Origin of the sequence: Renibacterium salmoninarum ATCC 33209 (assembly GCF_000018885.1) — a bacterium.
Classification (GTDB): domain Bacteria; phylum Actinomycetota; class Actinomycetes; order Actinomycetales; family Micrococcaceae; genus Renibacterium; species Renibacterium salmoninarum.
Genome location: NC_010168.1, coordinates 1,715,481 through 1,727,491 on the forward strand (window position 1 = coordinate 1,715,481; position 12,011 = coordinate 1,727,491).

General features: G+C 55.4%; 10 protein-coding genes. 1 reads left to right on the forward strand and 9 read right to left on the reverse strand.

The features are described from left to right. Positions 1–54: 54 nt before the first annotated feature. From metK to RSAL33209_RS08650, 6 genes are all read right to left on the reverse strand, one after another. Positions 55–1,281, reverse strand: a complete 1,227-nt coding sequence (metK, locus tag RSAL33209_RS08625) for a methionine adenosyltransferase (protein ID WP_012245359.1) — start codon at positions 1,279–1,281, stop codon at positions 55–57. A 111-nt stretch (positions 1,282–1,392) separates the two neighbouring features. After that, positions 1,393–2,637, reverse strand: coding sequence for a bifunctional phosphopantothenoylcysteine decarboxylase/phosphopantothenate--cysteine ligase CoaBC (coaBC, locus tag RSAL33209_RS08630; RefSeq protein WP_012245360.1), 1,245 nt, complete (start codon positions 2,635–2,637; stop codon positions 1,393–1,395). Between the two features lie 13 nt (positions 2,638–2,650). Then, complete coding sequence (gene rpoZ, locus RSAL33209_RS08635) at positions 2,651–2,920, reverse strand: DNA-directed RNA polymerase subunit omega (RefSeq protein WP_012245361.1); 270 nt, start codon at positions 2,918–2,920, stop codon at positions 2,651–2,653. Positions 2,921–2,934: 14 nt separating this feature from the next. Continuing rightward, complete coding sequence (gene gmk, locus RSAL33209_RS08640; RefSeq protein WP_012245362.1) at positions 2,935–3,537, reverse strand: guanylate kinase; 603 nt, start codon at positions 3,535–3,537, stop codon at positions 2,935–2,937. A 3-nt stretch (positions 3,538–3,540) separates the two neighbouring features. Further along, positions 3,541–3,876 carry an integration host factor, actinobacterial type gene (mihF, locus tag RSAL33209_RS08645; RefSeq protein ID WP_012245363.1) on the reverse strand — a complete coding sequence of 112 codons (336 nt, stop codon included), beginning with the start codon at positions 3,874–3,876 and terminating at the stop codon, positions 3,541–3,543. Between the two features lie 136 nt (positions 3,877–4,012). Further along, positions 4,013–4,726, reverse strand: a complete 714-nt coding sequence (locus tag RSAL33209_RS08650) for a maleylpyruvate isomerase family mycothiol-dependent enzyme (protein WP_012245364.1) — start codon at positions 4,724–4,726, stop codon at positions 4,013–4,015. Positions 4,727–5,017: 291 nt separating this feature from the next. On the opposite strand from RSAL33209_RS08650, the gene RSAL33209_RS08655 reads away from it, so the two are divergent. Further along, positions 5,018–6,508: an MDR family MFS transporter gene (locus RSAL33209_RS08655; RefSeq protein WP_012245365.1), complete on the forward strand. Its 1,491-nt coding sequence runs from the start codon at positions 5,018–5,020 to the stop codon at positions 6,506–6,508. A gap of 85 nt (positions 6,509–6,593) precedes the next feature. On the opposite strand, the gene pyrF is transcribed toward RSAL33209_RS08655, so the two are convergent. From pyrF to carA, 3 genes are read right to left on the reverse strand one after another with little or no spacing between them, the layout of a single operon-like run. Then, entirely contained in the window at positions 6,594–7,493 is a 900-nt protein-coding gene (pyrF, locus tag RSAL33209_RS08660) for an orotidine-5'-phosphate decarboxylase (protein ID WP_041684616.1), read from the reverse strand. Then, positions 7,486–10,806: a carbamoyl-phosphate synthase large subunit gene (carB, locus tag RSAL33209_RS08665; protein WP_012245366.1), complete on the reverse strand. Its 3,321-nt coding sequence runs from the start codon at positions 10,804–10,806 to the stop codon at positions 7,486–7,488. The genes pyrF and carB overlap by 8 nt, the downstream gene beginning before the upstream one ends. After that, positions 10,806–12,011 (reverse strand): glutamine-hydrolyzing carbamoyl-phosphate synthase small subunit, encoded by a 1,206-nt coding sequence (gene carA / locus RSAL33209_RS08670; protein WP_012245367.1) that lies wholly within the window; start codon positions 12,009–12,011, stop codon positions 10,806–10,808. Before carA ends, carB begins: the two co-directional genes overlap by 1 nt.

Here is a 12,011-nt window from a genome sequence, read left to right on the forward strand (position 1 = left end):
AATAGTCAATCACGACAGACCGACAAGTTCGTTAGCGCGACAGCTCGCCCGGTCTTAAGCGCCAAAGTACGAACGCAATGCGTCCACGCGATTGGTCAGTTCCCAAGTAAATTCAGGCTCTTCGCGACCAAAATGGCCATGAGCAGCAGTCTTAGCGTAAATCGGACGCTTCAGGTCCAAATCATTAATGATCGCCTGCGGCCGCAAATCGAAAATTTCCAAAATAGCGTCGCTGATCTTCTGCGGATCGACAGTCTCGGTTCCAAACGTCTCAACGTAGGTACCAACCGGACGAGCCTGCCCAATAGCATAGGCAACCTGAATCTCAGCCCGGCGAGCTAATCCTGCAGCCACCACGTTCTTAGCCACCCAACGCATTGCGTAAGCGGCCGAACGATCAACTTTCGACGGGTCTTTGCCCGAAAAGGCGCCGCCGCCGTGTCTAGCCATGCCACCATAGGTATCGACGATGATCTTGCGACCGGTCAAACCCGCGTCGCCAACGGGGCCGCCAATCACAAATGCGCCTGCGGGATTCAAGATGTTCTTGGTCCGCTCAATATCCAATCCCGACGCGGACAGAACCGGATCGATGACCAGCTCGGCCAAATCCAAACGCAACTGATCTAACGAGGCGTTTTCAGCATGTTGGCTGGAGATGACCACAGTCTCCACGCTGACTGGACGGTCGCCATCGTAACCAATGGTTACCTGGGTCTTGCCGTCGGGCCTGAGATACGGCAACTGGCCGTTCTTACGGACCTCTGAAAGTCGCTCAGAAAGTCGATGAGCCAAAAAGATCGGCGTTGGCATGAAGGTCGCTGTCTCATCAGAGGCATAACCGAACATGATTCCTTGGTCGCCCGCACCTTGTAAATCGTAGGCATCCACGTTCGTGCCCTCGCGGGCTTCGAGTGAGTTGAACACGCCGTCGAAAATATCAGGTGATTGCTGGCCGATTGACACCGACACCCCACAACGAGCACCGTCGAAACCGTTCGCCGAGGAATCGTAGCCAATATTCAGAATCGTCTCACGGACAATCTGCGGGATTTCTACATAAGCATCGGTAGTCACCTCACCAGCGACATGCACCAAGCCCGTGGTAGCCAGTGTTTCCACCGCAACTCGCGAATTCGGATCTGCGGCCAAAAGCGCGTCCAAAATCGAATCACTGATTTGGTCACAAATCTTGTCAGGATGGCCTTCGGTCACCGATTCAGAGGTGAAAAGGCGAAGATTCTCGCGCTGGCCGTTAGCTGAAATCGCAGATGAAGTCACAGTTCACTCTACTTCCCAAACACCGGGCGACCTTGATTGCAAGCCGCACGTTGTCATAGATAGTCATGCAGAATCCGAGCAGTACGCGGACCCCGGGTTATTCGGACTCGGTCAGTTCTCCAGGCCGAGCTTGGCAGCGATTCGATCGATAACCGCATTGGCTACCTTTTGTTTCGAACCGTTCGCTGCTAGAGGTTCGGAGCCATCCCGATCGAGGATGAGTACCTGGTTGGAATCTTGACCAAAGGTGCGTTCATGACCGTCAGCATCTGCGCCCACTTGATTGACCACAAGAAAGTCGCACCCTTTGCGCGCAAGCTTCGCTTTGGCATAGTGCAAAACATCGCCTTGCTCGTCACCAGTCTCAGCGGCAAATCCAATAATCAATTGCGTTCGTGCTTCCGCATCTCGGCTAGCTACCAGGCCCGCCAAAATATCGGGATTCCGAACTAGATGAATCACCGGATCCGCGGCGTCATCGCGCTTTTTTATTTTGGCGCCTTCGGTGTGATCGGGTCGGAAATCCGCAACCGCCGCAGCCATAATGATCAAATCAGCATCGCTCGCAGCGTTCTCAGCGGAGGCTTGGAGTTCTAGCGCGGTATCAACTTGAATTACTCTGACGCCATCTGGCACCGCAACTTCAAGATGACCGACAATAAGAGTCACGTCTGCGCCGGCGTTTCTAGCTGCAATAGCCAGCGCCACACCTTGTTTTCCGGACGAACGATTGCCTAAGAAGCGCACCGGATCCAACGGTTCACGAGTGCCACCGGCAGTAATTACTGCTTTGAGACCTTGCAATTGGCCAACTGGAATAGTCAGCGTCGATTCGGATAGCAAAGCCATCGCAGCACTGAAAATAGCCTCTGGCTCCGGCAGTCGGCCCGGCCCCGAATCTGAACCGGTTAGCCTCCCCGTTGCCGGCTCCAGCACCTGAATTCCGCGCTCACGCAAAGTTTTCACATTCGCCCGGGTAGCCGGATTAGCCCACATCTCGGAATGCATCGCCGGTGCGAATAACACCGGACCGCGCGCCATCAGCAAAGTATTGGTCAGCAGATCATCTGCGTGTCCGCCAGCCGCTCTGGCCAACAGATCCGCAGTTGCAGGTGCAACGACGATCAGATCAGCCTCGTGGCCCAGCCTGACATGGTTGACCTTCTCCACCTGGTCAAAGACCGAGTTGCTCACGGTCTGCCCAGATAGCGCCTCCCACGTAGCAGCACCGACGAACTTGAGCGCTGACTCTGTTGGAATGACAGTGACGTGATGGCCAGACTCAGTGAACAACCGAAGTAACGATGCTGCCTTGTAAGCGGCGATTCCGCCGCCTACTCCGAGGATGATGCGCATTTATCCCCGACTTTTACTCGGCGCCGTCAACAACTGCAACGGGCTTGGCGACCAACATGCCCTCGTTGATTTCACGCAAGGCGATCGAAAGAGACTTCTCGTTCAGTTTGGTATCTACCAGCGGGCCAACATACTCAAACAACCCCTCGTGGAGTTGTGCATAGTAGGCGTTAATCTGGCGGGCGCGCTTGGCGCCGAAGATGACCAGACCGTACTTCGAATCGGCGGCTTCAAGCAGCGAATCGATCGGTGGGTTAATAATGCCTTCGGCAGGATTAGACACAAATACTCCAAAAATTACGTGTTCTGAGAATGACCGGTCGCGGGTGCGGCGGTAATGCCCATTAAGGAAACTAGCTCATCTGCCGCCCTCTGCACACTGTCATTAACGATGGTGTGATCGAACTCAGATTCGGCGGCGAGTTCTATTTTAGCGGTTTCTAGCCGACGTTGCTGCTCCTGCTCAGTTTCGGTGCCGCGTCCAATCAATCTGCGCACCAATTCGTCCCAACTTGGTGGCGCAAAAAAGACGAAACGAGCCTCAGGAACTGCTGCTTTAACTTGTCGAGCGCCTTGCAAATCGATCTCTAATAACACCGACCTTCCGGCTGCTACCGCGTCTTCAACGGTTGAACGTAGCGTTCCGTAGCGATTGCGACCGTGCACAACCGCCCATTCCAAGAAGGCACCGTCAGCTACTAACTGATCAAACTCATCGGCCGTTTTGAAAAAATAGTGCACGCCGTCAATTTCGCCCGGGCGCGGCGCACGAGTAGTTGCCGAGACTGAAAGCCAGACTTGCGGGAAATTGTCCCGGATGAAGGTGGAAACGGTTCCCTTGCCGACGGCGGTCGGCCCAGCCAGGACGGTAAGTCCTGCTGCATATGGTGATACTGACACAGGCTACTTTCCACTCTGGCTGGTGCTGGCACCGAGAAACTCAATAAGCGCTTTGCGTTGGTGCACACCCAAGCCCCGAACACGTCGTGTCCTGGCGATTTTGATTCGTTCCATAATTGCTCCCGCTCTCACTTGGCCCACGCCGGGAAGCGCCTCCAGCAATTCCGAAACTTTCAACCTACCCAATGCCTCTTCCTTATCGGCGGCCAGCAGAACCTGTTCCACGCTGGTAGCGCCAGTTTTAATTTTTTGCTTTACCTCAGCCCGGATCGTCCGAGCTCTGGCCGCTTTATCAAGGGCTGCAGCGCGCTCTTGCGCTGTCAAAGGACGCAAACTCACGGATACCCTCGCTCGGCCTCGCCCTCAGGCGTGATCATTGGACAAAAGACTTTCACTGAACTTATCCGTTTGAAGCAGGCAAAATCAATCTATCCGGCACAGTGGTCTTAGTTTGAGATTTCTGACCAGGAATAACTCAAGGAACATAATTGCCCGCGAGGAACCCTTCTAGATGAGAGACGGGCCCGGTAACCGACGCTTGACTCGCAAGCGCATGTCTACCCCAGATGCCTAAAAATAGCGTCCGCGGATCAGTTTCGACCACAGTTTCCGCTGCGCCCTCGCCAATCGACCAACTTGCTTCGCCCGCGACGAACCGCAATGGTGCCGGTTGCTCCACAAGTCCAGCGCGGATTCGCTGAGGAATGAGCACACTAAGAACTTCATCTACCCCGTCAAGCGCAAACCGGTCGGAAATTTTTGGCGCTGCCAAGCCCAAAGTTTGAGCTAGATCTTCAGCATGGATGAGGTGTTCGTGGTTTTGTCGTCGAAACCAAAAGGATGCGGTTCGTGGTGGAGGTCCAAAAGTCCACGCAGGGGTCTCTGGATCAATGCCCGCCAAGGCGGCCAGCATCTTCGGCGCACTGGCCGTAAAGAACTCAAAGGCGTCGCTATCCTGCTGCCACTCCTGCCGCGGCGCGAATCGCTCTGATGTTCCGGCGACGAGCAACGCGGAGGTAATCCAACGATGGACTGAACCAAGATGTCCATAAAGCTCAGGCAGGCCCCAGCCAGGACAGGCTGGCACCTGTCGAGCTGGTTGCGCCTGCGCCGCGGAGAGCGAGTCGGCGAAGAAGCGTATTGAGCTAGTCAACGATTCGAGGTGCGTTCGAGCTGACACAGTCTGCATCCAATGAGCCTATCCGGCACTGCATCTATAAATCCGAGCAGCTTGAACCAGATGTGTTGCTCGACTTTTTATAGCAATGTCCATTAGAGTTTGAGCATGGTCTCTTAACTTTTTCCTTCGACGCGCCATTTAGGTTTGACGTCGCAGCTGCGGATTCCGCTCTCTGAGCGATGTACCGCAAGAAAAATTATCCATTTTTCCATTGCTCACTTTTGTGGCAATTTTGTCGGATCTCAGGAATAGAGTCTGGCTAAAGACACTTGATATCGATACATTCGTAAGGGGAAATCCATGACTGAAACCATCCACAATCACCCGCCCAGTAGTAACCCTGCACGTAACAACGCCAAAAACATGCAGGTTATTTACTTGCTACTTACCGCAACTTTTGTCGTCTTCCTGAATGAGACGATCATGAATCTCGCCTTAGTTCCCCTGATGAATGATCTCCACATCGATGAGGCAACCGTCCAGTGGCTTTCCACTGCCTTTATGCTGACAATGGCTGTTGTCATTCCAACAACTGGTTATCTACTACAGCGACTCAGCACCAGACAAGTCTTCATTATCGCCATGACGTTGTTCAGCTTGGGAACCGCGCTAGCCATTGTCGCGCCGGGATTTGGTGTACTACTTATCGCCAGAATCATTCAAGCCTCCGGCACCGCGATCATGATGCCGCTCCTGATGACGACAATCTTGCAATTGGTACCTGCCAATTCTCGCGGCCGAACTATGGGCAACATCAGCATCGTTATTTCCGTTGCGCCCGCAATCGGCCCGACAATTGCTGGCATCATTTTGAGCTTGGGATCCTGGCGTTGGATGTTCGGGGTGGTACTGCCGATAGCGCTAGCCATGCTCGCAATCGGAGTGCGTTGGGTTCGTAATGTCAACGAACCAACTAGCGCGCCATTGGATATTCCGTCGGTCGTGCTTTCCGCGCTTGGCTTTAGCGGATTGGTCTATGGACTAAGCCAGTTGGGCCATACCGGCAGCAGCACGGGCCCCGCTGTACTCATCGGTTCCTTACTGATCGGTGCGGTTACCTTGTTGATCTTCGTTTTGCGGCAGTTGCGCTTGCAACGTCAAGACGATGCGCTCTTGGACCTTCGAACATTCCGCAGCCGTTCATTTACCGCGACCGTGATCATGATGGTCATTGCGATGATGGCCTTGTTCGGCACCATCATCTTGTTGCCGATATATCTACAGAGCGTGCTTCATATTGAGAACCTTTGGGTTGGCCTCATGCTGCTACCGGGTGGCCTGATCATGGGCCTATCCGCGCCAATCGTCGGCAGATTATTCGACAAATATGGGCCTCGGCCACTCATCGTGCCCGGCACGATCGTAGTAACCGCCTCGCTCTGGCTGCTCTCGATGGTCACCGCCAGCACGTCGCCTTATTACGTACTAGCGATGCATATGCTGCTCAGCCTTGGTTTGGGTTTTACTTTTACGCCGCTCTTTACCGCCGGCTTGGCCTCGCTCAAACCGAAGCTTTACTCACACGGCTCAGCCATGGTGGGAACGGTTCAGCAGGTCGCCGGTGCCGCCGGTACAGTGCTGTTTATTGCCGTGTTGAGTTCACAAAAGACCAGCCTGCTTGCTGGCGGTTCAACCCTCGAGGTTGCCACAGCTGGCGGAATCCGGCTCGCATTTATGATCGGCGCGATTCTGTTCACGTTAAATATTGTGATCGGATTCTTCATCACGAAACCTCCAGCTGAAGAGCCCGAACCAAGCGAACAGGAACCAGTTCACGCAAGCACGCCGTAATGCGCTCTGGCTTGATTTTGCCGGCTGGCTTGGGCTGGCAAGCCAAATCCAACTAAGCCCTTCAACGTGAGCAAGCCACTTATTCCTATTGCGCCGTGAGCTCTTCAAGGGTTGCGCGAGTAGCTGCCGCAATAGCATTTCGATCCGGTCCGGCCTCAGCGATCCCCCGGCTTGAGGTTGCCAAGACCTGCGGATAGGCACTATCAAACACCACTCGTAGGTCCGCGCCAGTAGCGCCTTGCGCACCAAGCCCCGGGGCCAGTATCGGTCCAGAAACACCGGCTAGGTCAAGACCTAGCTTGCGAACCGACTCCCCCACCGTCGCACCAATAACCAATCCGGTGCTGCCCAAAGTTTGCCCGTTCGTTTCGCCAGCTAAAGTTCTACCAGCTAACTCGCGATGGTTTTCTTCGCTAGCCGCACGAACAATCCGAGCTGCTACTGCGCCGTCGTTTTCTGAAGCGCCTACGTGCTGGACACTGGGACCTTCTGGATTTGACGTGAGGGCCAGCACAAAGACACCGCGTCCCTGATCTGTGGCCAGATCAAGTGCCGGGCGCAAAGATTCAAACCCTAGGTAGGGGCTGAGCGTCACAGCATCCGCTGCCAGTGTTGACTCGGAATCCAACCAAGCCAGCGCATAAGCAGCCATGGTGGAACCAATATCGCCACGTTTGGCATCGGCGATGCTCAGCACACCAGCATCCCGGCTAGCAGCCAGCAGCTCCTCGAGAACCAAGAATCCCGCCGAACCAAAACGCTCAAAGAGGGCAACTTGCGGCTTGATTGCAGGCACAAGACCCGCCACTGAGTCGAGTATCCGCAGCGCAAATTCCCGGGCGCCACTGGCTGTGTCTGGCAAGCCCCAATTACTCAAGAGCGCCGGGTGCGGATCGATTCCGACGCACAGCTGACCCCGCTCAGTCATCAGCTTTTGCAACCTTGCACCAAAGCGATGCGCACCGTCCAGCGGCAACTCAGACATTTGCCGCCGCTTCCAAGAGAGCCTCAGCGTGCTCTTGCAGGCTGGTGACGTTCCACTCGAAGCTGCGCATCGCTTCGATTGCCAGCACCGCAACGTTGAATTCAGCCACCGTGGTGATGCACGGGATGCCGATTGAGATAGCTGCGGCCCGGATCTCATAGCCGTCGCCGCGCGCTTCGCCACCAGAGGGAGTATTGAAGACCATATCGATCTCCCCCGCGATAATGAGATCAGTAATGGTTCCTTCGCCTTCGGCGCTGGTGCCTTCAGCGACTTTCCGGACCGTGCTGGACTGGATTCCGTTACGCCGAAGAACATCCGCCGTGCCACCCGTCGAAACGATTTCAAAGCCCAAATCTGCCAGCAACTTCACCGCCATAATGACCGCACGCTTATCCCGGTTGGCCACCGAAACGAATACTTTCCCTTCGGTCGGCAATGCGTTGTTCGCCGCTGCTTGGCTTTTCGCAAAAGCGGTATCAAAGTGCTTATCGATGCCCATTACTTCGCCAGTTGAGCGCATTTCAGGGCCAAGAAGCGAGTCGACTACAGCACCTTCTGGAGTGCGGAAGCGACTAAACGGAAGCACTGCTTCTTTGACGGCTACCGGCGCACCGACGGGCAGCGAACCGCCGTCGAACCCGCCAGGAGTACCCGGTAAGCTCGGGATCATCTTGTACGCAGTGCGCAACTGATTGATAGTCACCCCGGTACCTATCAGCGCCGCTGCCTTGGCTAGTTGAACACCAGTCGCTTTAGAGACGAACGGCACGGTGCGCGACGCCCGGGGGTTCGCCTCTAGTACGTAAAGCACGTCCGAGGCCAAAGCGAACTGGATATTGATCAGACCGCGTACCCCGACGCCTTCAGCAATCGCTTGCGTCGCATCACGCACACGGTCCACCACGCCCTGGCCAAGCGTTATTGGCGGCAAAACACAGGCTGAGTCGCCAGAGTGAATACCAGCCTCCTCAATGTGCTCCATCACGCCGCCTAGGTAGAGCTCTTTGCCGTCGTAAAGCGCATCCACGTCAATCTCGATGGCGTCTTCCAAAAATCGGTCGATGAGCACCGGATGGTCAGGAGTAATTTCGGTGGCATTCGTGATGTACCGCAACAGGTTCGGCTCATCATAGACAATCTCCATGCCACGACCGCCCAAGACATAAGACGGTCGAACCAAAACTGGGTAACCAATTTCATCCGCCACCCGTTTGGCGTCCTCGAAGGAGACTGCGGCGCCATTCTTGGGTGCAATAAGCCCGGCAATATCCAGCACACGCGCGAATTGGCCCCGGTGCTCCGCCAAATCGATAGCCTCCGGCGGCGTACCCAAAATTGGCACGCCCGCATCGGCCAGATCTTGTGCGAGCTTCAAGGGGGTTTGACCACCAAGCTGGACAAAGACACCCATCACACCACCGGTGCGCTCCTCCGCAGCAATCACTTCAAGCACGTCTTCAAGGGTCAGTGGCTCGAAGTACAACCTAGTGGAAACGTCGTAGTCAGTGGAAACAGTCTCGGGGTTGCAGTTGACCATCACCGTCTCGTAGCCGGCCTTGCGCAACGCCATTGACGCGTGCACGCAGGAATAGTCAAACTCAATTCCTTGACCGATTCGATTTGGTCCCGAGCCCAGAATGATCACTGAGGGCTTTTCGTGCAAAGCGATCTCGTCTTCCTGATCGTAGGAAGAATAGTGATACGGCGTATAGGCTGCGAATTCTGCAGCACACGTATCGACCGTCTTATAGACCGGCCGAATACCCAACGCTTGCCGAACGCCGCGGACGACGGCTTCTGCATTGTTGGTTAAGCCAGCAATCTGTTCATCGGAGAAACCGTGCCGTTTCGCCTTCCGCAACAAACTTTCATGAAGTTGAGGCGCTTGTTTCAGCTCAACGGCCACTTCATTGAGTAGCTGAAGTTGCTCAAGGAACCAGGGATCGATTCCGGTCGCAGCGTAGAGGTCCTCAACCGAAGCACCACCGGCAAGTGCGCGCTGCACCTGGCCCAGCCGATCCGTCGTCGGACGTTTTGCAGCTTCGATCAGCTCTGGCACGTCCAAGGCGTTGACGCTGCCAAAATCCAGCTGACTGCCTTTTTGCTCCAGCGAACGAAGTGCCTTCTGCAAGGCTTCAGTAAAGTTTCGGCCGATTGCCATCGCTTCGCCGACGCTCTTCATCGTCGTGGTCAGCGTGGGGTCAGCTGCCGGGAATTTTTCGAAGGCGAAGCGAGGTACTTTGACGACGACGTAGTCGAGCGTCGGCTCAAAGCTGGCCGGCGTCTTCTGCGTGATGTCGTTCGGAATTTCGTCGAGCGTGTAGCCCAACGAAAGCTTGGTAGCGATTTTTGCGATAGCGAACCCAGTGGCTTTGGAAGCTAGAGCCGAAGAACGCGAGACTCGAGGGTTCATTTCGATCACCACGACGCGACCGGTGTCTGGTTCGATGGCAAACTGAATATTGCAACCACCGGTGTCCACGCCAACTTCGCGGATGACCGCGATCGAAATATCGCGCAGATTTTGGTACTCGCGGTCAGTCAACGTCATCGCGGGCGCTACCGTGATTGAGTCGCCAGTATGCACACCAACTGGGTCAAAATTCTCGATTGAACACACGACCACGACGTTGTCGTTTTTGTCGCGCATCATTTCGAGCTCGTACTCTTTCCAGCCCAGAATGCTTTCCTCAAGCAGAACTTCGCTCGTCGGGCTGTATTGCAAACCTGCACCGGCAATTCGGTGCAGGTCCTTCTCGTTATAGGCAAGGCCGGAGCCAAGTCCACCCATAGTGAACGAAGGTCGGACTACCAACGGGTAACCTAGGTCTGCCGCTGCGACGAGTGCTTCATCCATGGCGTGCACAATGTGCGATCGTGCAGATTCCGCACCACAGCGTTCGACGACGCCTTTGAACTTCTCGCGATCCTCACCGAGCTCAATCGCGGCAATATTCGCGCCGATCAATTCGACGTTGTATTTGGCAAGCACTCCGTTTTTATCCAGAGCGATGGCTGTGTTGAGCGCGGTCTGACCACCAAGAGTTGGCAGTAAGGCATCCGGTCGCTCTTTGGCAATGATCTTTTCTACTACCTCGGGAGTGATTGGCTCCACATAGGTCGCATCAGCAAATTCCGGGTCAGTCATGATGGTCGCCGGGTTGGAGTTGACCAGGATGACGCGAAGCCCTTCCTCCTTCAACACACGCAACGCTTGTGTTCCAGAGTAGTCAAACTCAGCAGCCTGGCCGATCACAATCGGACCAGAGCCAATAACCAGCACGGATTTTAGATCTTCTCTCTTTGGCATTACTTTGCATCCTCGTTTGTGCTGAAATTGTTTGTGCTGGCGATCAAATCGATGAAGCGATCAAAAAGATACGCCGAATCATGTGGACCGGCTGCTGCTTCTGGGTGATATTGAACCGAGAAAGCGGGCAGATCCAAACAGCGCAGCCCTTCGACCACGTCGTCATTGAGACTCACATGGCTTACCTCGACTCGGCCGAAGCGAGACTCCGGCGCATCGCTGATCCGTTCCTTCGGCGCATCGACGGCAAAACCGTGGTTTTGCGAGGTGATTTCGACCTTGCCAGTGGCTCGGTCAAGCACAGGCTGGTTAATCCCCCGGTGCCCATAACGCAGCTTGTAGGTGCCGAATCCCAGCGCACGGCCAAGGATTTGGTTACCAAAGCAAATTCCAAAGAACGGCAATTTCGCTTCGAGTACTTTTCGGAGCAGCGCTACTTGGTCATCCGCGGTTGCCGGGTCACCGGGCCCGTTGGACATGAATACGCCGTCTGGTTTGAGCGCGACTACTTCTTCAAAGCTAGCGGTCGCGGGCAGCACGTGTACTCGAACGCCGCGCTCGGCGAAGCGCTGCGGCGTCATCGCTTTAATGCCCAGGTCCAAAGCGGCAATGGCAAACCGCGGCTCGCCTTGCCAACCGTGTTCGGACGGTTCGACGACGTAAGCCGCACTGACGCTTACCTCTTCGGCAAGTTTGGCTCCTTCCATCGGTGCGCTGGATCTCACTTGCGCGAGCAGTTCTTGGGCAGGTGCGGCAGCAGCCACGCCCGAAAAAATACCCGCGCGCATTGCGCCACGCTCGCGAAGGTGCCGGGTGATTGCCCGCGTATCAACGCCTTGGATCCCGACGATTCCTTGCGCTTCCAACTCTTGATCGAGGCTGCGCTGTGAGCGCCAATTCGATGGACGCCGCGCCGCATCCCGGACGATGTAACCGGCTACCCAAATCTTTCGCGACTCGGCGTCGTCGTCGTTTACTCCGGTGTTACCGATGTGTGGCGCAGTTTGAACTACCAGTTGCCGAGCATAAGAAGGGTCAGTGATCGTTTCCTGGTAACCGGTCATCCCAGTAGCAAAGACTGCCTCGCCGAGGGCTATGCCCTGAGAACCGTAGGAGGTGCCGTGGAAGGCTGTGCCATCTTCCAAGACCAGCACCGCGATCTCGGAAACTTCCGTGCGATGCCCAGATGTGTCAGAAGTCATCAT

Coding starts and splice junctions, on each gene's coding strand:
- coaBC (WP_012245360.1), bottom strand. CDS start 2,637: ATGCGCATCATCCTCGGAGTAGGCGGCGGAATCGCCGCTTACAAGGCA.
- RSAL33209_RS08650 (WP_012245364.1), bottom strand. CDS start 4,726: ATGCAGACTGTGTCAGCTCGAACGCACCTCGAATCGTTGACTAGCTCA.
- RSAL33209_RS08655 (WP_012245365.1), top strand. CDS start 5,018: ATGACTGAAACCATCCACAATCACCCGCCCAGTAGTAACCCTGCACGT.
- pyrF (WP_041684616.1), bottom strand. CDS start 7,493: ATGTCTGAGTTGCCGCTGGACGGTGCGCATCGCTTTGGTGCAAGGTTG.
- carB (WP_012245366.1), bottom strand. CDS start 10,806: ATGCCAAAGAGAGAAGATCTAAAATCCGTGCTGGTTATTGGCTCTGGT.
- carA (WP_012245367.1), bottom strand. CDS start 12,011: ATGATGACTTCTGACACATCTGGGCATCGCACGGAAGTTTCCGAGATC.